We start from the raw sequence: 19,664 nt of genomic DNA on the forward strand, positions 1-19,664 counted from the left end.
TATAGGTCCATTCATGACAAAGGAGGGCGGAGTTTCCAGAAAATCCGGTGAAAACCATGAGAAAAGAACTGATTTTTTTGGTTATATGATGCTAATCCATTCAAAAAGATCCATTTCTCAAAGACAAAAGACTCCCCTTCCCTAAACCATTTGAGGAGGAAAAATGAATGTTTCAGAAAAAAACGTACGCTGTTTTCCTAATTCTTCTGCTGATGATGTTTACAGCTGCTTGTTCTGGCAGCAAAACAAGCGCGGAGAAGAAAGAATCAGAAACAGAAAAAAGCTCAGATATAGCTCAAGTCAAAATCAAGGATGTTTCTTACACGCTTCCGTCTAAATATGATAAGTCCACTTCAGATGACCAGCTTGTGTTAAAAGTGAATGTCGCTGTGAAAAACACAGGAAAAGACCCGCTGAATGTAGACAGCATGGATTTCACTTTGTATCAAGGTGATACGAAAATGTCTGACACAGATCCTGAAGACTATAGTGAAAAGCTTCAAGGCAGCACGATTAACGCTGACAAATCCGTTGAAGGAAATCTGTTCTTCGTTGTAGATAAAGGCAAACAATACGAACTTAACTATACGCCTGAGTCTTACGGTGATAAAAAGCCAAAATCAGTTACTTTTAAAATTGACGGAAAAGATAAAAAAATCTTGGCGACGGCAGATAAGCTCCAAGATTCTGCAAAAGCGTTATCGGCTTATATTGATGTCCTTCTTTTCGGCAAAGATAACGCCGATTTCGAAAAAATCACCGGCGCTAACAAGAATGAAATTGTCAATGACTTCAACGAATCAGCCAAAGACGGTTATCTATCAGCTTCCGGCCTTTCAAGCACATATGCGGACAGCAAAGCGCTTGATAATATCGTAAACGGCATTAAAGAGGGATTAAGCAAAAACTCTTCCATTCAGGCAAAAACGACTTCAATCTCTAAGGACGAAGCCATTGTTGAAGCCACAGTGAAACCTGTAGATGCATCTTCTCTTTCAGACCGTATCGAAGACAAAGTGAAAGACTACTATAGCAAAAACTCTAATGCCAGCTATGAAGAAGCTGTGAAATACGCGCTTCAAGTCTATCCTGAGGAATTCAAAAAGCTTGGACCGGCTTCATCTGAAAAAACGGTTGAAGTGAAAATGAAGAAAAATGACATCGATCAATGGCAGCTTGATATGGACGATTACAGAGCAGCAGAATTAGTCGAAGCATTCATCAAAGAATAAAACACCAAAAGGAAATAGCCTTGACGGCTATTTCCTTTTTTATTTGAAAATGTCGCTGATGAAATTCACTTCATCCTCGGTCAGATCAACGTTTAAGGTTTTCAGGTTATCCTGTAATTGCTCAGGGCGTTTAGCTCCCGGAATAATGGCATCAATCGCTGGTCTCGTTAACAGCCACGCCAAAGCAACATGTGCTGTCTCGGCTTGTTTTTCCTCCGCTACCGCTTTCAGTTTATCTACTTTTTTGAGATTGTGGATAAACGTTTCACCCTGAAATTGCGGTTTATCCTTTCTGATGTCATCAAAGACTGTGTCTTGCGAGAATTTTCCTGTCAGCAGTCCGGACGCAAGCGGAAAGTAAGGAATAAAAGAAATGCCGTGTTGTTCACAGTATGGAAGAAGCTCCTTCTCGGCATCACGCTGAATGAGAGAGTATTCGGCTTGGAAGACCTCCAAATAGCCGTCAGCATTACATTCCTGCAATTGCTGATAATCAAGGTTCGATGCGCCGATTGCTTTGATTTTCCCCTCATCCTTCAGCTCTTTCAAAGTGCCCGCCACTTCAGCGAGAGGCGTTTTTCCATCCGGAAAATGAACATAATACAAATCAATGTAATCTGTTTTCAGCCGCTTCAGGCTCTTTTCCACCTCGCTGCGAAGAAACTCCCGGCTATTGTCTAATTCAATGCTGCCATTCACTTCTTTATGGGCACCTTTGGTGGCAATAATGAGCTCATTCCGTGCGCCGCGCTCCTGCACGACTTCGCCGATTAATTCTTCAGATCGCCCCAATCCATATATAAAGGCGGTGTCGATAAAGTTCACGCCGCCATCCAATGCCGTACGCACTAAATCCTTCCCAGTTTCATCATGTAGATTTGGAAATAGATTATGCCCGCCGACCGCATTCGCGCCGAGTCCGATCCGCTTCACTTTCATCTTCGTTTTGCCGAGTGTACGTGTATGATCCATTGTTCCTTCTCCTTCGAAACCAATTTTGATGAAAAATAGTGCAGGTTCACTTTTTGTATTAGATATCCTTTTTCTATTTTCCTTCTTTTTTCAGGATATACAAAAAGGAGAAAGTGTATTTCTCCTTTTGCAAAGTTTATTTCGGAAGAACCCATTTGTCTTTCAGGAAGCAGGCTCTGGCCAGTAAAAAGAAAATGGCGATGAGCACGGCGATGGTTCCTGACGTGCACCAAATGGCAGCCGGGTCAACCATCCCGAATAAAAGTTGTTTGAATAATGCATGCAGGTTCAGAAACGGGATAAGAAAGTACGATAAATCAAATTGATTCGGTGCCTTGCTGAAGATGAAAAACATCGGGAACACAGGCAGAAAGACGACGAGAGACATATAGCTTTGCGCTTCCTTTACCGAGCTCGAAATGATGCTGATGAAAAGCTCCATCGCAGATATCAGCAATGCAGAAAGCACGATGATTAAAGCTGAAGCGCCAATTACACTCCACATATGATCTCCCAGCTGGAGGGCCGTTTTTAAATTCTCAGTAAATAAGACGGTGGACAAAATCAAAAACACCAAAGCAAATACACCTGAAGCAACGCCAAAAGTAGAAACCGCAAGCCACTTGCCGACCAGCATTTTGTTTCTGCTGACTGGCGTCAATAACAGCGCCTCAATTGATTTCCGGTCCTTTTCCCCGGCCATGATATCAAGAGCGATCGGCATTGCGCCGGAAACAATGGAAGTCAGAATCAGCATGGGCAGGATGGCGGAAAGCATAATAGCGGAAACCCCTTTCTCCTCATCCGCTTCCTTTTGCTGAATCGTAAATGGCTGGATAACCGATTGATCAATGCGCTTATTTGTTAAACGGTCCTGCACAATTTCATTTTTATACTGATCTAAGGCAGACTGCACAAGCTGCATGGCATTTGACGACCCTTGATCGACTGAATTGCCGTAAACATCAATCTTAAATGGCGTCATGCTGTTGACATATGATTCGAACTCTTTCGGGACGTTCAGATAGGCATCTGCTTTTCCTTCGTCAACCGCTTCTTTAGGCTCAGCAAACGTTTTTACGCTGATCTCGTCAATCGCATGAAGCTTACTTTCCAGTGCGGGCGGCAGAGAATGGCCGACAGCCAGCGTGTATTGCTCCTCTTTGTCGGACAGCATGCTTTCATAAAAGAATACAAGCCCAAGCATCATAATCATCGGCACTAGGATTGTGAGTAATATCGTTTTTCTGTCGCGCAAAGCGTCGATCATTTCTTTTTTATAAATATGGCTCAGCATTTAAGAAATCCCCCTGACAAGCTTAGACATAAAGATGTAATTCAAATCCTTACTGCGCTCGCTCTCGTATAGTGATTCGAGCGCCCCCCGGTAAATCACCTCTCCGCTGTGAATCATGATGACACTGTCACAGAGCGCCTGCACTTCCTCCATAATGTGGCTGGAAAAAAGAATGGTTTTCTGTTCTCTTTTCAGCTGCTGGATGAATTCGCGAAAGATATTGCTGGATGTAATATCAAGCCCTGTAGTCGGTTCATCAAATAAAATGATGTCCGGATCATGAATCAGCGCTCTGGCAATGGCGACCTTCTGCCTCATGCCTTTCGAAAACCCGCCCACTCTGCGGTTCATATAATCGCGCATGCCAAACCGTTTCGATAAATCTTCAATTCTTGCTTTAATCTCGTGGCGGTTCAGCCCATACAGCCTGCCGAAGTATTGGAGATTTTCTTTAGCGGTCATCCTGTCGTAAAGCCCGGTTTCTCCTCCGAATAAGACACCGATTCTTTTTTTGACCTCAGCCGGCTGCTTGACCGAGTCAAAGCCGTCTACCGTGATTGCCCCTTGTGACGGTTCAAGCAGGGCAGCAATCATTCTCAGCATCGTCGTTTTGCCCGCACCATTTTCTCCGAGAATGCCGACGACTTCTCCTTTTTGAATTGTTAAGCTTACATCTCGCACCGCTTTGACTACTTTTTTCTTATCCTGAAACCTGCGGCTGCAATCGGTCAGTGTAATCATGTCATAATCTCCCTTTTCTTTTTTCTAATAATGACTATATACGAAATGCTGGATTTGTTGGATAAAGTTGTCGCGAAGAGTTCTTTTTATGTCGCGAAATGGGATAGAATAAAGATGATTCTATGTAACTAGGAGAATGATAATGGTAAAAGTCGGACTTGTCGATGATTATCGAGTAGATTTAGAGAAGCTGGAAGCGATCGTATCCAGAATGCAAAATGTCGAAATTGTCTTTTCCACCGATTCAGCGGAGGAAGCCTACAGCCGGGTAAAGAATGAAGACATTGATCTGCTGCTTGCCGATATCGAGATGCCTCATATGTCTGGCTACGAGCTTGCGGATTTGATCAGATCCCATTCACTTGATGTGGATGTGATATTTGTTACCGGCCACAGCGGTTATGCGGTTCACGCCTTTGACCTGAACGTCCACGATTATATTATGAAGCCTTACTATGCTGACCGTCTGGCCGCTTCCTTCGACCGTTATTTGAAAAAGAAAACGGAAACGAGTTTGAATGGGCGTATTTTGATCAAGCAAAAATCTGAAATGCACGTCCTGCAAAAGAAGGATATCATTTTCGCAGAACGGACAGGACGTTCCACGACGATTGTGACAACCGCTGAAGAGGTGCAAACGTATCAAACATTAAATGATATTAAAGGCGACCTGCCCGAAAAGGATTTTCTCCGTTCGCATCGTTCCTTTATTATCAACATTCATTACATAAAGCACTTTTCCGCTTATACCAAGCATTCATTCACGGTTTCTTTTGAGGGAACGTCTAAAAAAGCGATGATCACCAAGCAGCAGCTTGATTATTTTCAAAACTACTATTTTTGAGGAGTTTAGTACGTGATTACCCTTTTTCAATGTCTTTATCTGTTTTTATTTAGTTTCATATGTTATCAGGGGGCTGCTGCCCTTTGGCACAGTACAGCCGTCTCTTGGCTCGCCGCTGCTTTAGGTGCGGCGGCAGCAGGATTGTACCTATGGAAAACGAAGCTGGTGTGGGACCGCTGTTCCTTCCAGCTTTGTGCGTGGATTGCGGTGATTCAAGCGATGGCAGCGGCGGTAGTGCCGTTCGGCTCTGACATACCGCCGGCATTATTTGCGATCGTGATATTTGCAGGGTGTGAAGGGCTCCGTATCGGACAGTCTGCCCTGCAAGCAAGGCTTTCTGATCAAATTGATAAGCTGACACAAGCTGAACAGCACGCCAATCAAATGCTGATTGATGTCAGAAGCCGGAATCATGACACAATGAAACATATCACAGCAATCAAATCAGCTCAGCCCAAGGCAGATACACAAGCATATATTCAAAACTGGGCAGATCAATACAGTCAATATGACCGTTTTTTGAAGGGAGAGAATGCGTACGTTGCAGGGGTGCTTTATGATTTTCTAGAAAAAGCCCGCGCCTCGAATGTGAGTGTTTCACTTCATATGCATACACCGCTTTCTTCACTTCCGTTTTCAGCTGCTGATCAGGTCAGCTTGGTCGGCAACATATTGGAAAATGCGCTCGACAGCGCGGCGGAGGCCCGAGAAAAAGCGGAGATTAAGCTGGAAACTTCGCTGCGAAGCGGGCTTTATGTGCTGATTTGTGAAAACAGCACCCCCGGCATGGACCCTACGGTGCTCGATACTCTGTATCAATCGTTTGGCCGCTCAACAAAAGGCGGTGCTCATGAAGGCATGGGCACATATATCATTCAAAAACTGGTGAAGAGCGCTTTTGGCAGGCTGGATTTTACCTACCGTCACCCCGTCTTCCGGTTAGAAATCAAAATTCCGTTTCAGAAATAAAAAAACCTTGAAAAGCCTGGCTTTTCAAGGTTTTTTTCATTATGAGGATAACGCTTGGGCAAAGCGATCCGCTTCGTCCTGCAGCGTGCTTTCAATTTCTTTGTAACGGCTGGAAATGGTTGATGCGCTGACGCCGTATTTTTTCGCCAGTTTAGCCTGGGAAACGGACGCGCCGTTAAGAGAAATCGCGTTCACATAATATTCAACTGCCGCCGCAAAAGCTTCCGGCTTTCTGATGACAGGTGATTTTTTCTCACAGAATGTTTTCCAGATGTCAATAACAGCCGGAATCAACTCAGTCGGATACTCATCTCCGCTCATGCCTTCTTCGATAGCCGCAGCGGTTTCTTTCTCCAAGTCGTTTGCCCACTCAACAGAGCTTTCCTCCGCTTTTTCTGCTTGCGGCTCTTCATCCTTTTCAGCTAACAGCGCGAACAGAACGTTGTTGAATTCCTGCTTCATGAAGTCCTCCGGCGTTTTGCCGTTCTTCACAGCGGCATCCGCATATTTCTTCACCTTGCTGATCAGCGCTTCTGTTCTCTTCACCGGGAAGATCGTGAACTGCATGAAGAATTCTGCTTTTTCGGCTTCGTGGATTGGATATCCAAGAATCAGGCTTCCCACTGGAGGAAGGTCTTGATTGCTGGCGTCCATTTCCACTTCGAATTGTTTTGCCGTAATGACATCTTCAAAGTGAATGATGCCTTCTTTCAGGTCCTTCAGCAACAATAAAGCTGGCGTCATGCTGTTCCATGATTCAACGATCTCACGCGTTTTCGGACGAGTGATCGAATCGCCTTTTTTCTGCAGGTACTCTTCGAAGATTGTCTTCTCACCGGCAAGCGGATGGAAGAAGATTCCCCAGATACCCAAGTTAAATACGCTGATGTCTTTCGTCTGTCTGTCCATAGCAGAAAGAAAATCATGCTGGTTGATAAAGCCTGAAATGCTTTCTCTATGTACTGTGAAGGCATACTCCACTAAGTCTTCCTGAATTTGTTTTGCTTCTTTTGCCGCTAACTCTGCCGGGAAGTCGACTACTTTACTTCCGCAGCATTTTTTATATTTCTTGCCGCTGCCGCACGGGCAAGGGGCATTTCGTTTCACTTTTCCCACAATAAACCCTCCGAATTCTGTTGTAACTTTTCTATTTTAACAAAAATAACTTCTGAGGGCTTGGTTTCGGGCTAAAAAAGAATTTGGTAATGTGATAAGCTGGCTGATTATGCCAATTTACCTATGACATTTTCACCAACTTTTGTGATTTAAGGCTTATCACCTATTCCCACTTCAGGCCCATCTTTTTTACAATCATTAGGTATTTATTTAACATTTTAAGGAGTGTTTCTATTGGAACTAGCTGGTTTCATGCTGCGCGCCTGCGCGCTTGTACTTGATGTAATCATTGCCGCAGCAGTGATTTTGGCAGCCGGATTTACGTTTGGCGATGGGTCCGCCGGTGTCATTATTGTCGCCATATTGATGCTGATTGTGTACCCTTTGCTGATGCCGCTGACAAATTGGAAGGGCACACTGGGCAAAAAAATCATCGGGCTGCAAATCGTGAGGGACGAAACACACGAGAAAATTTCTTTCCTACAGGCGATTGTCCGTTACATCATAGCGTGGGTGCATGTATTCTCCCGCCTGATCTATTTGACAGCCGCATTTACGAAGAAAAAACAAACCGTTCATGATATGGCGGCGAAAACCATTGTGCTAAAAGCAGAATAACCTTGAAGAATAGGACTCTTCAAGGTTATTTATCTCATTAGTTTGTATTCTGGCCCCCGCCGTTCAGCCCTTCTTTAATCAGGCTGTTGACTTGGCTGCTGTACAGAAGGCCGATGTGTCCAACGCCATGGATTTGAACGTTTCTCGCACCATCTAATCTTGATAAATAATTCATGACAATCATATCGGCACTGCTGTAAATAGATGTGTATAAAATCTTTTGATTTGGATCTGTTCCCGGAAGCGCCTTGCCTGTCGTCAAACGGTTCGCGCCGCCAAGCGTCACGACGTTTGCAACTTTATTTCCGCCGTCCAGATTTTTTATGTAGTAAAGTGTGTTCGCGCCCCCCATACTGTGAGCGACAATATCCACTTTTTTCGCACCCGTTTCATCTAAAACCTTTTGCACAAATCGTGACAATACCGGGCCATTGTTATAATTTGTGCCTGTCTTGTCCCAAAAATCAACTGCATACAGCTTGTCCCGCGACCAGCCCTGAGATACGAGATAGCTCTTAATTCCCGCAAAATTGAATGATGCCCCTCCAATGCCGTGAACCATAACGACTGGATTGTGTTCAGCGGCTTTTACTGACGGCTGCAACGCAAACAGCGATGTAACAGACAGCATCAAAATTGTTACAAGTGCAATGATCCTTATTTTTACAAATTTCATAATATCCTCCTTTTTTTGTAACAAATTCTCCAATTATATTACGTTACCAAATTAATTAAGTAAAGGGTAATTTTGGCTTATTTTTAAAGAAATTTTAAGATTCAGAGGTCATTATTGGTCCTAAAAAGCCAAAAAAAAGAAGGCTTATTCGCCTTCTTTTCTTCAATACTCATTGAAATAAGCTTGGATTTTTTGAGGATCATTTGTTTTGGTAAGCGCAAGCATCAGCAACATCCGTGCTTTTTGGGGGTTTAAAGAGTTCGATGCCAGCAGGTCCTTTTCCGCATAGTCTTGGTTTGGTGTGACGACACCATTTCCCGTGCGGGTAGAGCGCACCACTGTAACGCCTTTTTTGACTGCGCTGTCCGCCCCTTTTTCGGCTGCATCAGATAAAGACCCGTTCCCAGAACCGGCAAATACAATCCCCTTTGCTCCGGCTTTTACAGCTGCGTCAAACAGGTAGCTTCCGTCATTTTGGTATCCATAGATAATGTCTACTTGCGGCAGCTCATCAAGATTAGAAACCGAAAAGTCCGTATCCTTCGTATGCTTGCGGGTTATTTCATTATTAAAATAAATATCATCGGCAATTGTTCCGACAAAGCCCATTTCATCTGATTTAAATGTATCTGTTGTGGTTGTGTTTGTTTTGGTGACATACCGTGCTGAAGCAATCCGGTCGTTAAGAACGACGAGCGCACCTTTTCCTTTTGCCTCAGGTGTGCCTGCCACTTTTACTGCATTGTACAGATTAGACGGCCCGTCGGCGCTAATCGCTGTGGATGGTCTCATCGAACCGACAATAACAACCGGTTTATCGCTTTTCACAGTGAGGTTCAAAAAATAAGCTGTTTCTTCCAGCGTGTCAGTTCCATGAGTCACGACGATTCCGTCTACATCATCTGAAGCGAGCAAGTTGTTGATTCGTTTCGCCAGCTTCAGCAATATTTTATTATCAATGTTTGTGCTGCCGACGTTGACAATCTGCTCGCCGCTGACGTTCGCGATGTCCTTCATTTCCGGGACTGCCTCGATCAATGATTCAACGCCGACAACACCTGCTTTATATTCAGTTGTTGAGGTTTTGGATTGATCGGCTCCTGCAATCGTGCCTCCAGTCGCTAAAATTGTAACGTTTGGCAGGTCCTTTTTGTCAGAGGCGGACGCCGAAGAGACTTTTTGTGTCTGCGTTTTTTCTTTCGGGGATTCTTTTGTTTCAGGAGAATGTGAACATCCGGCAAAAACAAACAGTAGTGCGGTAAAAAGTGCAAGCAGTCGTTGTTTTTTCATCTCTTTCTCTCCTTACATCCTTATGATGATTAATCATTGAATATTTTATCTATTCAGTCAAAAGTCCAGTCAGCTTTTCTCTCACTTTTTTTGTTGTAATATCCTTCTTTTTTTGTCTTTTCATACAGTGAATTTCTCTTGACAATTGATGAACGAATCAAGATAATAGACCAGTCAATATATTTTTGATTGAATTCAGTAAGGTGGGAATGTTATGAGTTATGGAGATTCCCGTGAGAAAATCCTTTCGGCAGCTACCCGGCTTTTTCAGCTGCAGGGGTATTACGGCACGGGGCTGAACCAGATTATAAAGGAAAGCGGCGCGCCTAAAGGCTCTCTTTATTACCACTTTCCCGGCGGTAAAGAACAGCTTGCGATCGAAGCCGTGAATGAGATGAAGGAGTATATCCGCCAGAAAATCGCGGACTGTATGGAAGCCTACACCGATCCGGCGGAAGGCATTCAAGCCTTTTTGAAGGAGCTCTCCTGCCAGTTTTCATGTACGGAAGACATTGAAGGCTTGCCTGTGGGCTTGCTAGCGGCTGAGACGTCATTGAAAAGCGAACCATTGCGTGAAGCCTGCCATGAAGCCTACAAAGAATGGGCCTCTGTATATGAAGAAAAACTGAGGCAGGCTGGCTGCAGCGAGAACCATGCAAAAGAAGCCAGCACTGTAGTTAACGCGATGATTGAAGGCGGCATTCTTTTATCTTTGACGGCAAAAAACAGTACGCCGCTCCTTCATATCTCCAGCTGCATTCCTGACCTGCTGAAGAGATAAAAAACGACATCCTACATGCAGTTGATAGAGAGGGGAAATGATTTTGGAAACAACAGCTAAAGCATCTCAGCAATACAAAGTGATGCCGATTATGATTTCCTTGCTGTTGGCCGGTTTTATCGGCATGTTCAGTGAAACAGCACTGAATATTGCGTTAACCGACCTTATGAAGGAATTGAACATTACAGCGGCAACCGTCCAATGGTTAACGACGGGCTACCTGCTTGTACTCGGTATCCTTGTTCCTGTTTCAGGACTGCTGTTGCAGTGGTTCACAACAAGACAGCTTTTTACCGTGTCACTAATCTTTTCAATTATAGGAACCTTGATCGCGGCACTCGCGCCAAGCTTCCCGTTTTTATTGGCGGCAAGGATCGTTCAGGCACTTGGAACCGGTCTTTTACTGCCCCTAATGTTTAACACAATCTTGGTGATATTCCCGCCTCATAAACGGGGCGCCGCAATGGGAACGATCGGGCTTGTCATTATGTTCGCGCCCGCCATCGGCCCAACTTTTTCAGGATTGGTTCTGGAGCACCTCAACTGGCATTGGATTTTCTGGATCTCTCTTCCGTTCCTTGTGCTGGCCCTTGTTTTCGGTATCGCATATATGCAGAATGTATCTGAAACGACAAAGCCGAAAATCGATGTATTGTCTATCATCCTGTCGACGATTGGCTTCGGCGGCATTGTGTTCGGATTCAGCAACGCGGGTGAAGGCTCCGGGGGATGGTCCAGCCCGACTGTTATCGTGTCGCTGATTGTCGGCGTTGTCGGCCTTATCCTATTTTCAATCCGCCAGCTGACAATGAAGCAGCCGATGATGAACCTCCGTGCGTTCAAATACCCGATGTTTATTTTGGGTGTGATCATGGTGTTCATTTGCATGATGGTCATTCTGTCATCTATGCTGCTTTTGCCGATGTACCTGCAAGGCGGCTTAGTCCTGACGGCATTTGCATCTGGTCTTGTTCTCTTGCCAGGCGGTATTTTAAATGGATTTATGTCCCCTGTTACAGGCCGTTTGTTCGACAAATACGGGCCAAAATGGCTTGTCATTCCTGGATTTGTGATTGTCACTGTTGTTCTTTGGTTCTTCTCAAATGTCACAACCACATCAACGGCTGTGCTGATTATTATCCTGCACACCTGCTTGATGATCGGGATTTCTATGATCATGATGCCTGCGCAGACAAATGGTTTAAACCAGCTGCCGCGCGAATTTTATCCAGACGGCACCGCCATTATGAACACGCTGCAGCAAATGGCGGGCGCCATCGGAACAGCGGTTGCGGTCAGCATTATGGCTGCGGGCCAGCATGATTATATGAGCACAGTTAAAAACCCTGCCGATCCGGCAGTCATCCCGCAAGCTTTAACAGCGGGTGTGCAGCACGCGTTTGTGTTTGCGATGATTGTTGCCATTATCGGTTTAGTTGGCGCATTCTTTATGAAGCGCGTTAAAGTAGACCATTAATATGAAAAGCCCCTGACCTAGTGTTCAGGGGCTTTTCTATGTTTACTTATCGACCATTTTCGCCGCGATTACATCAATCGCGTGCCGCATGTCCTCCTTCGTATTATAAAAGTGGGGAGCGAGACGGATGACTTCGTCTCGCGGCGTGCAAATCACTTTTTTCTTCTTCAGCAATTCCGCCGTTTCCGATGCCCGCTCATCCCGGATCGCAACCATGCCCGGCTGAACCCCGCCTTGTGCTGACGCTAGCTGCAGGCCTTTTTCAGCAGCATATTGACAAGCATCGGCACAGATCGTTTTTACATGATTCCGGATATGAGAAACCCCGATATGATTCAACAGCGACAAAGCCGCTGCAGCTGCGTATATGCTGATAAAAGCTGGGGTGCCTGTTTGAAAACGACGCGCGTCTTTTGCATAAGCCCCATCAAATCCGTTCTCTCTGCCGAACCAAGCTGATGCTTTCGGCTTCAGTACGTCAGCCAGCTCCTTTCTTACATAAAGAAACGCCACACCCGGTATGCCGAGCAAATACTTCCGGGTGCCTGCTGCCAGCATATCTACGCCCCACTTCTTCACATCAATGGGAATGTGTCCCGCTGATTGATAAGCATCCACAAATAATAAAGAGCCCTTTCTCTGAGAAATCTCGGCAATCGCTTTTATATCCTGAACATAGCCGTCACGATAATGAACGTGAGGAACACACGTCAGCACTGTTTCTTCTGAAATATGCGTTTCATACTGTTCGAGCGGCATCACGCCGTCTATTGATGGAATGACGGATACGTGATAGTCGCATTGTGCCTGCCAGACATGAGACACTGCCGGAAACTCCATCTCCGTATACACAACATGTTTCTTTCTAAAAACAGATAGGGCCGATGCTACGGAAACCAGCGCATCAGAAACTGACGGCACAATCGCCACTTCATCCGGTTCAGCTCCGATCAGCTTAGCAAACTCGTTTCTCGCACTCTCTGTTTTTTCGATCGCTTCTTTCCAGTTCGTCCCCCTATGCAGCAGGCTGTCATGATAATCCTGGATCGCCCTTGATACAGGCTCTGCCAACGCGCTCTGAGAACAGCTGGCAAGCATCGTATGCGTCTGCAAGGTTGGGAATAACTGGCGATACTTCTGCGGCAAATGCTCCATTATGATTCACTCCTTTACATTATTTTGATGAAAAACCCATAAATAAACAATAGAATAAAAGAAAAAGGAGATGAGTAGATGAGAAAAAAAGTGCTGATCACAGGCTTTGACCCTTTTGACAAAGAAACCGTCAATCCATCATGGGAAGCGGCAAAACGTCTTAATGGCTTCGAGACGGATGAAGCCATCATTACAGCGGAACAAATTCCAACCGTCTTTAGATCCGCTCTGGACACTCTGCGCCAAGCCATTCAAAAACATCAGCCAGATATCGTGATTTGTGTCGGCCAAGCAGGAGGACGGATGCAGGTCACACCGGAACGAGTGGCGATCAACCTTGCAGATGCGCGAATCCCCGATAACGAAGGACAGCAGCCAATTGATGAGGAGATTTCTCCAGACGGGCCCGCTGCTTACTGGACGGGACTTCCCGTGAAACGAATGACTGAAAAAATGAAGGAAAACGGCATTCCGGCCGCTGTTTCGTATACAGCGGGAACCTTTGTATGTAATTATCTGTTCTACGGATTAATGGATCACATTAGCCGGACAGCTCCGCACATTCGCGGAGGGTTTATTCATATTCCTTACATTCCGGAGCAAACAACAGACAAAACAGCGCCGAGCCTCAGCCTCGACACGATTGTCCGGGCATTGAGAATCGCCGCTGTTACGGCCGTACAATATGATGAGGATGTGAAGTCACCAGGCGGTGCGCTGCACTAAGCGGCCGCCGCCGATTCGTCCCTCAGCCTCTTTTTGTAGACAAACGCTGATAGGGTGACACTTACTTCAAACAGGACAAGGAGCGGGATCATCACGAGAAAATCAGAAATGAAATCCGGCGGTGTAATCAATATGGACACCACGATCAACAGAAAATAGGACAGCTTCCTCGCTTTGGCCAGCCTGTAGGGATTTAAGATGCCCAGCCTTGTTAAAAACATCACCACCAAGGGCATTTCAAACAAGAAGCCGAACGGCAGGCTCAAATTCACCATAAACCTGAAGTAGCGGTCAGCCGTAAACATCGTTTCAAAATGGCCGGAGGATAAATGAGTCAAAAAGCTGAGCACGATTGGAAACAAGACAAAGTATCCGAAGGAGATGCCCGCCAAAAACAACGCAAATAAACCTGGTATGTACATGAGCGTCACCCTGCGCTCCGTTTTCGTCAGCGCCGGAGCAACGAAACGCCACAGCTGGTACGCGGCAACAGGGATGGAGGCCGCAATGGCACAAATGCCGGCAAGCATCATATACACCCAGAGGATTTCACTCGGACCAAGCACAGCCAGCTTTCCGTCCAAATCCCTGATCAGCCAGTCATAAATATCCTGTACAAATAAAAAAGCCGTGATGAGAAATAGAAGAAATGCCGCAAGGGTTATGATCATCCGGCGGCGAAGCTCTTCTAAATGCCCGATCAGATGGGTTTCTTTTTTATCCATTCAAAAAAGCCCTCCCTTTCATAAAAAAAGAGGCAGACCCGGTGTCTGCCTCCTCAGCATTCAGCCCGCGTTTTTGTCCTGCTTTACCGCTGTCAGCTCAGCTGATTTCTCTTCTTTTTCATCACCAGACACAAGTGATTTTGTGGCGCTTTTAAATTCCAGCAGTGTCCGTCCGGCGGCTCGTCCGATTTCCGGCAGCTTGGAAGGGCCAAAAATAATGAGGGCGATGACGAAGATCAGAATCAAGCCCGGTATTCCAATGTTTGAAAACATAATTTTCACTCCTTAATTCGTGATTTTTGCACGCTTCTTAATCATTTGTTTTTCGTGGGCTTTGTTGTGCGCAAAGAAACGATCCTCTTCGACCTCATCGGATTGCTTCACCCCGCCCTGGATCGTTGTGGATGATACCTTTCTCAGCCCCGTTTGGTCTTTCTGGTAAACGAATGAAGCCCGCGTGGAAATGGCTGCGCCCGGCTCGGTTACAAACGGCATCACCCGATAGTCGGCTTTCCACTGGTGAGGCGTCACTGTACAGCGGACATATCCGCGATAGTCGTTAAAGAACTTGATGTGCGGATTTTCTTTTAAAATTTGGTCTGTATCCGCCCGCTTATCTGCGCCGTTTCCTCCGGATGTGATCGAGGTTCCGACAAATTCGGCTCCAAATATTTTTGAACTTGTCTTCTCGAAATCGACATGCAAATTCGATGCCCAGCTTGCGTGTACATCACCTGTCAGTACGACAACATTATTCAGATTTTTGCTTTTAATGAAATTGATAACCCGTTCGCGCTGAGCCGGATAGCCGTCCCAAGAATCCATGCTGTAGATCGGGCTTGCGCTTGTCCCAAAATTCCATTTCGCAAAGAAAATTTGCTGCGCCAACACATTCCAGTGGGCGGTCGAGCTGCTCAAATTGTTGAAGAGCCACTGCTCCTGTTCTTTTCCAAGCAGGGTTCGATTCGGATTTCGTGATTCATCAGAAGGCGGCTTATTGCCGTCGTTATTGGCTTGGTCATCCCTGTACTGGCGGGTATCAAGCACATTGAAGGACACCAGGTTTCCGTACGTAAAGTGCCGGTACAGCTGCATATCCGGGCCATTCGGCAAAGAGGAAATGCGGAGCGGCATATGTTCATAGTATGCCTGATATGCTGCCGCGCGGCGGAGCACGAATGCTTCAACCGACTGTCCTTTTTCCGGTATTTTATTGGCATAGTTGTTTTCGACTTCATGGTCATCCCATGTCACAACCCAAGGGAACGCAGCATGTGCTGCTTTAAGATTGGCATCAGAGCGGTATTGGGCGTGACGGTTCCGATAGTCTTGCAGCGTATAGATTTCCGCGCTGTTGTGCGTGCGGACATTGCCCGTTTTTGATACATACTCATTCGGCCCGTATTCATATATGTAATCACCAAGATGGAAGACAAGATCAAGCTTTTCCTTCGCCATATGCTTGTAGGCCGTATAATATCCATGCTCATATTGCTGGCAGGAAGCAAACGCAAAGGTCATTTGCGGCACATTGGCGCCAGGGGCAGGCAGTGTTTTTGTTTTTCCGACAGGGCTTAGTTCATGTCCGGTTTTGAAACGGTAATAGTACACTTTGTTCGGCTCAAGCCCGTCTGCTTCCACATGAACGGAATGGGCAAGACTCGGTTTAGCCATTTCAGTGCCTTTTCTTACGATTTTGCGGAAATGCTCATCCTTTGCAACCTCCCATTTGACAGGCACCGCTTGCTTCGGCATTCCCCCGCCATTCAACGGATCTGGTGCCAGGCGCGTCCAGAGCACGACACTGTCAGAAAGCGGATCACCTGACGCTACCCCTAATGTAAACGGATAGCTTGAGAATTTAGGCGCAGCATTTACTTCAAAGGCCCCAACCGACTGGGCAATGGTTAATCCAAGAGAAAGTCCTGCAATCTTCCCCGCTCCTTGAATAAATTTGCGGCGGTCAAACGTATTGTTTTGAAAGCTTTCCTCTTTCAGTTTCTGTACCCATTCATCAAAACGACTGTCGTATGCCATTCAAGATCCCCTCTCTTCTCATTGATCGTCTCCATTATAGGAAATCATTGTTAAACGACTGTGAAGAAGTGTGAACCGATTGTAAGCGCTGAACATCAAAAACAGGTCTTCCCTCACAAGCCTGCCGCTGAAACATGCCGAAAGCTGGCTGAATGACGCGTTTTCTGCATATCCTGTCGTTTGCAAGCCACCCATTCGGCCTATTTTTCTTCACATGATCTTAAAAAAACAAAAACACCGAGCCATTTCGCAAAATGGCTCAGTGCCTTATCAGTTATTTCGAAAACAATCTGCTGAAAAAGCCCTTCTTTTTCGGGTTTTCAGCAGAGGGCTCTTGATCCCTTACAATTCCTTTTTCCTTCGCTTCTTTCAGCCAAAATGGAAATTCAGCAGGGCAGAGCATCATAAAGCTCATCATCAGAAATGCGGTCAATTTCTTCGTTAAGCAGGATGTTCGTGTTACCAACGACACGCCCTTCTAGCGTATGGAGTTTATTGAGAAAATCAATTTACCAATGACGACAAACTGCCAGAACACAGGCTTATCAGAGGAAGCTTCAATGATCGGTTTAATCGACTTTTTACAGCCTCCGTCATTGATAAAAACAATGAAAGCGGGATACGAGCTCGGTTCCTCCGCAACATATTTGCGCAGCACGTCCTTCATGACCGGCGGTTCATCATTTCTGCCGAATTTATGCAAGAGGTCATTATTTAAAATTTCACGCTCGACATAGCCCGAAAAATCCTTTTCTGAAACTGGCTTTTATCGGGAATATTCATTATCATACACTCATACACCCAGCAACTCATCAAACTGATCAGCCACTGCCAAAATCCGCTCCACCACATGTTGACCGTCCCGTTTTTGTAGAGCAATCTCATCAATCCCGAAATATCAAGAACCAGTCCGACACGAGCCATCACCTTCGTTAATTGCTTTTTCTCCAGTACGATCTTTACACTTTTCTTTTGCAGGTCGATTGTTGCCATTCTGTCATCTCCGTCAGTTCTTTTCACAGGAATATTTTCCATTGCATTTCTTCAAAGAAAAACACCGTTCAATTTGAACGGTGTCCTGTCTAAAATGTGTTGTATACATTTTCACACGTCTCCGCCGTCGGCTGATAAAAGCAGTGTGACTTAAACCTGGCCACAAACGGCTGGTTATACCACTGGGCGGGACAGTTTCCCTCCGGCCTGAAGTACCATAAACTAAATTTTGCAGGCCAGCGCCTTTCACCATTAATCGACCGGCGTGCAAGGGCACGCTCGCTATCCCGCGCCCTTTGATAAAAATATCCATGAGTCACAGCCTCAAACGCGTGTGGCTGATAAATCATCTGCCTGATGGTGCGGAGGCCTTTAAAATCTGAGCAATTCGCCCGCAGCCGATTAATTCCAACGTTGCCGACAAGCAGCATCCCCTGCTTGCCTTCGCCTTCCGCTTCCGCTCTGAGCAGCCTTGCCAGCAAATCGACATCCGCACTCGTTGCTTTCACGACCGCCATCACGTCACCTCCCCTTGATCTCCTTTCATCATATTTCATTACTTCAGAAGTGATGACTGAGGGACAGGAGAAGTTTTTAAAAATTAATTCATCTAAAAACACCAAACATTTTGTTTGCTACAAAGAAAAATGGGTGGTTGGCCGTCAAAGCAGCGTCTGGTGCGAGACGGACTCTGCAATTTCCGCTGACGAACAGCAGGAGACTCAATGCTGATTCATCCGCCTTAATAAATGTATGGCGCTGGGCCTCCCTCTCCCGGCAATTTTGCACCCGCTCCGGAAAAACACGAAATAAGGTTTAAGTTTTTACATTTGAGGAATTATACATAACAAATCAACTGACAAAAGGAGGAAATGTAATGACACATGTGAAAGCGCTCGCGATTAAAGGTATTATGACGATTATTGTGTTGTATCTGGTGCTTGGTCTGGGCTTTGGTTTCACGTTTGGTGATACGCTGCTAATGACGATTGTGTTAGGGGTTATTTCTTATTTGCTGGGCGATCTTTATGTATTGCCGAAATGGAATAATATGATTGCAACTTTGGCTGATTTTGGTTTGGCCTTTCTCGTGATCTGGCTGATGGGCATGCCGCTTTCTATGGGGATGACTGGCGGTGAAATTGCATTGGCGGCTTTATTCGGCGCGATCGTCATGGCAATCGGTGAATATTGCTTCCATTTCTATATGATGAGCAAAGAAATTGGCAAGAAGCATTATCTTGAAACAAGAACAGACTCATAATGGAAAGGCCGGTGCTGACAGCATCGGCCTTTTATACATATTGGGCGCCTTTGTTTACGCATCCTGCTTGTCCGCATTCCTGATCGCCATGTAGGAAAAGAACAATCCGAATGCCGCTAACGATAACGGGATATACACAACAGATGAAATCGAGAAGCCCGGACTTGTTGAGCTGATGAGCATCACAATTACTACAGATGAAATGATGGTCGCCGGAACCGAGTGTCTACGCATCCCAAAAAAGATGGGAACTAAACTGGTTCCAGCGGCGCCAAAAGCGAAAACCGCCATTTTGACCGCCTGTTGAGAAATGATCTCGGAAGTAAGCTCTCCCGGTATGAAATGGTAGATCGAGTTCAGCCAAAAGAAACCGGCGGCTATGAGTATATTTGAAAGTAAAATCGTGATAAACGTCAGTCCGCCCGCGATCATGAGCTTAGCGGTGAGCAGCTTTTTACGGCTGATCGGGTACGTAAACATCACAAGAATGGTTTTGTTTTTATATTCCGAAATCACCAATTTTGCGATCAGCACTGCGCCAAATACGATAAATACCGCTCTGACGAAGGTACCGATGATGAGGAATGCTTCATCCGTACTTTGGAACGAAACCCCGCCATCAGCTTTTTCGGAATAACTGATCAGCCATAAAAAGCCCATAATAATCAGGTTGGCAATGAGGGCGCCTCTGACATACCAGCCTATTTTCATTTTTCTTAATTCGATTCTGATCAAATTCACCAACGTGTCT

Annotated in this window: 23 protein-coding genes and 1 pseudogene; 10 read left to right on the forward strand and 14 right to left on the reverse strand. The window is 45.6% G+C overall.

The features are described 5' to 3' along the window. Positions 1-13 precede the first annotated feature (13 nt). Together QA442_RS20965 and QA442_RS20970 are read left to right on the forward strand one after the other, a co-directional pair. Entirely contained in the window at positions 14-145 is a 132-nt protein-coding gene (locus QA442_RS20965; RefSeq protein ID WP_139236117.1) for a hypothetical protein, read from the forward strand. 22 nt (positions 146-167) lie between these two features. After that, on the forward strand, positions 168-1,232 hold the full coding sequence (locus QA442_RS20970; protein WP_069839784.1) for a DUF4352 domain-containing protein: 1,065 nt from the start codon (positions 168-170) through the stop codon (positions 1,230-1,232). Between the two features lie 39 nt (positions 1,233-1,271). Here QA442_RS20970 and QA442_RS20975 read toward each other — a convergent pair whose 3' ends face one another. The 3 genes from QA442_RS20975 to natA form a co-directional block, all read right to left on the reverse strand. Beyond that, complete coding sequence (locus QA442_RS20975; RefSeq protein ID WP_095431199.1) at positions 1,272-2,204, reverse strand: aldo/keto reductase; 933 nt, start codon at positions 2,202-2,204, stop codon at positions 1,272-1,274. A gap of 136 nt (positions 2,205-2,340) precedes the next feature. Beyond that, complete coding sequence (gene natB / locus QA442_RS20980) at positions 2,341-3,501, reverse strand: sodium ABC transporter permease NatB (protein ID WP_095431198.1); 1,161 nt, start codon at positions 3,499-3,501, stop codon at positions 2,341-2,343. Next, a complete protein-coding gene (gene natA, locus QA442_RS20985) occupies positions 3,502-4,242 on the reverse strand; it encodes a sodium ABC transporter ATP-binding protein NatA (RefSeq protein ID WP_095431197.1) in 741 nt (246 codons plus the stop codon). It abuts the gene before it with no gap. 142 nt (positions 4,243-4,384) lie between these two features. Here natA and natR point away from each other — a divergent pair, with 142 nt between their 5' ends. Then, complete coding sequence (natR, locus tag QA442_RS20990; protein WP_014662661.1) at positions 4,385-5,086, forward strand: two-component system response regulator NatR; 702 nt, start codon at positions 4,385-4,387, stop codon at positions 5,084-5,086. 12 nt (positions 5,087-5,098) lie between these two features. After that, positions 5,099-6,055: a two-component system sensor histidine kinase NatK gene (gene natK / locus QA442_RS20995; RefSeq protein ID WP_095431196.1), complete on the forward strand. Its 957-nt coding sequence runs from the start codon at positions 5,099-5,101 to the stop codon at positions 6,053-6,055. 39 nt (positions 6,056-6,094) lie between these two features. Here natK and QA442_RS21000 read toward each other — a convergent pair whose 3' ends face one another. Further along, a complete protein-coding gene (locus tag QA442_RS21000; protein ID WP_095431195.1) occupies positions 6,095-7,171 on the reverse strand; it encodes a helix-turn-helix domain-containing protein in 1,077 nt (358 codons plus the stop codon). 234 nt (positions 7,172-7,405) lie between these two features. On the opposite strand from QA442_RS21000, the gene QA442_RS21005 reads away from it, so the two are divergent. Next, the gene (locus QA442_RS21005) at positions 7,406-7,789 is read left to right on the forward strand and encodes an RDD family protein (protein WP_015482755.1); all 384 of its coding nucleotides are present in this window, start codon (positions 7,406-7,408) and stop codon (positions 7,787-7,789) included. 37 nt (positions 7,790-7,826) lie between these two features. Here QA442_RS21005 and estA read toward each other — a convergent pair whose 3' ends face one another. Both estA and ansZ read right to left on the reverse strand, forming a co-directional pair. Beyond that, the gene (gene estA / locus QA442_RS21010; protein WP_095431194.1) at positions 7,827-8,465 is read right to left on the reverse strand and encodes a lipase EstA; all 639 of its coding nucleotides are present in this window, start codon (positions 8,463-8,465) and stop codon (positions 7,827-7,829) included. A 162-nt stretch (positions 8,466-8,627) separates the two neighbouring features. Then, positions 8,628-9,755 (reverse strand): asparaginase AnsZ, encoded by a 1,128-nt coding sequence (ansZ, locus tag QA442_RS21015; protein WP_095431193.1) that lies wholly within the window; start codon positions 9,753-9,755, stop codon positions 8,628-8,630. Between the two features lie 214 nt (positions 9,756-9,969). Between ansZ and lmrA the strand changes: the two genes are divergently transcribed. Together lmrA and lmr(B) are read left to right on the forward strand one after the other, a co-directional pair. Further along, positions 9,970-10,536: a transcriptional regulator LmrA gene (lmrA, locus tag QA442_RS21020; protein ID WP_095431192.1), complete on the forward strand. Its 567-nt coding sequence runs from the start codon at positions 9,970-9,972 to the stop codon at positions 10,534-10,536. 37 nt (positions 10,537-10,573) lie between these two features. Beyond that, entirely contained in the window at positions 10,574-12,013 is a 1,440-nt protein-coding gene (gene lmr(B), locus QA442_RS21025) for a lincomycin efflux MFS transporter Lmr(B) (protein WP_095431191.1), read from the forward strand. A 42-nt stretch (positions 12,014-12,055) separates the two neighbouring features. Here lmr(B) and QA442_RS21030 read toward each other — a convergent pair whose 3' ends face one another. Next, on the reverse strand, positions 12,056-13,168 hold the full coding sequence (locus tag QA442_RS21030; RefSeq protein ID WP_095431190.1) for an aminotransferase class V-fold PLP-dependent enzyme: 1,113 nt from the start codon (positions 13,166-13,168) through the stop codon (positions 12,056-12,058). Positions 13,169-13,246: 78 nt separating this feature from the next. Here QA442_RS21030 and pcp point away from each other — a divergent pair, with 78 nt between their 5' ends. Beyond that, entirely contained in the window at positions 13,247-13,894 is a 648-nt protein-coding gene (gene pcp, locus QA442_RS21035; protein WP_095431189.1) for a pyroglutamyl-peptidase I, read from the forward strand. Here the strand turns inward: pcp and tatC are convergent. From tatC to cwlJ, 6 genes and pseudogenes are all read right to left on the reverse strand, one after another. Beyond that, on the reverse strand, positions 13,891-14,619 hold the full coding sequence (gene tatC / locus QA442_RS21040) for a twin-arginine translocase subunit TatC (protein ID WP_095431188.1): 729 nt from the start codon (positions 14,617-14,619) through the stop codon (positions 13,891-13,893). The two genes, pcp and tatC, sit on opposite strands and share 4 nt — an antisense overlap. Positions 14,620-14,679: 60 nt before the next feature. After that, positions 14,680-14,892, reverse strand: coding sequence for a sec-independent protein translocase protein TatAD (gene tatAD, locus QA442_RS21045; protein ID WP_003223835.1), 213 nt, complete (start codon positions 14,890-14,892; stop codon positions 14,680-14,682). 12 nt (positions 14,893-14,904) lie between these two features. Next, positions 14,905-16,656, reverse strand: coding sequence for an alkaline phosphatase PhoD (phoD, locus tag QA442_RS21050; RefSeq protein ID WP_095431187.1), 1,752 nt, complete (start codon positions 16,654-16,656; stop codon positions 14,905-14,907). Positions 16,657-16,674: 18 nt separating this feature from the next. Further along, positions 16,675-16,851, reverse strand: a complete 177-nt coding sequence (locus QA442_RS21055) for a hypothetical protein (protein ID WP_003234785.1) — start codon at positions 16,849-16,851, stop codon at positions 16,675-16,677. 79 nt (positions 16,852-16,930) lie between these two features. Further along, positions 16,931-17,649 (reverse strand): annotated as a pseudogene (locus QA442_RS21060) (vWA domain-containing protein). A gap of 89 nt (positions 17,650-17,738) precedes the next feature. After that, complete coding sequence (gene cwlJ, locus QA442_RS21065; RefSeq protein ID WP_095431186.1) at positions 17,739-18,167, reverse strand: cell wall hydrolase CwlJ; 429 nt, start codon at positions 18,165-18,167, stop codon at positions 17,739-17,741. A 359-nt stretch (positions 18,168-18,526) separates the two neighbouring features. On the opposite strand from cwlJ, the gene QA442_RS21070 reads away from it, so the two are divergent. Together QA442_RS21070 and QA442_RS21075 are read left to right on the forward strand one after the other, a co-directional pair. Next, positions 18,527-18,913 (forward strand): YndM family protein, encoded by a 387-nt coding sequence (locus QA442_RS21070; RefSeq protein WP_095431185.1) that lies wholly within the window; start codon positions 18,527-18,529, stop codon positions 18,911-18,913. After that, complete coding sequence (locus QA442_RS21075; protein ID WP_119122840.1) at positions 18,873-19,007, forward strand: hypothetical protein; 135 nt, start codon at positions 18,873-18,875, stop codon at positions 19,005-19,007. The genes QA442_RS21070 and QA442_RS21075 overlap by 41 nt, the downstream gene beginning before the upstream one ends. On the opposite strand, the gene QA442_RS21080 is transcribed toward QA442_RS21075, so the two are convergent. Further along, positions 18,968-19,654 carry an ABC transporter permease gene (locus tag QA442_RS21080; protein ID WP_095431247.1) on the reverse strand — a complete coding sequence of 229 codons (687 nt, stop codon included), beginning with the start codon at positions 19,652-19,654 and terminating at the stop codon, positions 18,968-18,970. The genes QA442_RS21075 and QA442_RS21080 overlap by 40 nt on opposite strands. Positions 19,655-19,664: the final 10 nt, after the last annotated feature.

Source organism: Bacillus stercoris, from assembly GCF_029772985.1.
Taxonomy (GTDB): domain Bacteria; phylum Bacillota; class Bacilli; order Bacillales; family Bacillaceae; genus Bacillus; species Bacillus stercoris.

What these genes read in the sequence shown, in the direction of transcription:
- QA442_RS20965 (WP_139236117.1), top strand. Translation starts at nt 14, where the DNA reads ATGACAAAGGAGGGCGGAGTTTCCAGAAAATCCGGTGAAAACCATGAG.
- QA442_RS20970 (WP_069839784.1), top strand. Translation starts at nt 168, where the DNA reads ATGTTTCAGAAAAAAACGTACGCTGTTTTCCTAATTCTTCTGCTGATG.
- QA442_RS20975 (WP_095431199.1), bottom strand. Translation starts at nt 2,204, where the DNA reads ATGGATCATACACGTACACTCGGCAAAACGAAGATGAAAGTGAAGCGG.
- natB (WP_095431198.1), bottom strand. Translation starts at nt 3,501, where the DNA reads ATGCTGAGCCATATTTATAAAAAAGAAATGATCGACGCTTTGCGCGAC.
- natA (WP_095431197.1), bottom strand. Translation starts at nt 4,242, where the DNA reads ATGATTACACTGACCGATTGCAGCCGCAGGTTTCAGGATAAGAAAAAA.
- natR (WP_014662661.1), top strand. Translation starts at nt 4,385, where the DNA reads ATGGTAAAAGTCGGACTTGTCGATGATTATCGAGTAGATTTAGAGAAG.
- estA (WP_095431194.1), bottom strand. Translation starts at nt 8,465, where the DNA reads ATGAAATTTGTAAAAATAAGGATCATTGCACTTGTAACAATTTTGATG.
- ansZ (WP_095431193.1), bottom strand. Translation starts at nt 9,755, where the DNA reads ATGAAAAAACAACGACTGCTTGCACTTTTTACCGCACTACTGTTTGTT.
- lmrA (WP_095431192.1), top strand. Translation starts at nt 9,970, where the DNA reads ATGAGTTATGGAGATTCCCGTGAGAAAATCCTTTCGGCAGCTACCCGG.
- QA442_RS21030 (WP_095431190.1), bottom strand. Translation starts at nt 13,168, where the DNA reads ATGGAGCATTTGCCGCAGAAGTATCGCCAGTTATTCCCAACCTTGCAG.
- pcp (WP_095431189.1), top strand. Translation starts at nt 13,247, where the DNA reads ATGAGAAAAAAAGTGCTGATCACAGGCTTTGACCCTTTTGACAAAGAA.
- tatC (WP_095431188.1), bottom strand. Translation starts at nt 14,619, where the DNA reads ATGGATAAAAAAGAAACCCATCTGATCGGGCATTTAGAAGAGCTTCGC.
- tatAD (WP_003223835.1), bottom strand. Translation starts at nt 14,892, where the DNA reads ATGTTTTCAAACATTGGAATACCGGGCTTGATTCTGATCTTCGTCATC.
- phoD (WP_095431187.1), bottom strand. Translation starts at nt 16,656, where the DNA reads ATGGCATACGACAGTCGTTTTGATGAATGGGTACAGAAACTGAAAGAG.
- QA442_RS21055 (WP_003234785.1), bottom strand. Translation starts at nt 16,851, where the DNA reads ATGGGTGGCTTGCAAACGACAGGATATGCAGAAAACGCGTCATTCAGC.
- cwlJ (WP_095431186.1), bottom strand. Translation starts at nt 18,167, where the DNA reads ATGGCGGTCGTGAAAGCAACGAGTGCGGATGTCGATTTGCTGGCAAGG.
- QA442_RS21070 (WP_095431185.1), top strand. Translation starts at nt 18,527, where the DNA reads ATGACACATGTGAAAGCGCTCGCGATTAAAGGTATTATGACGATTATT.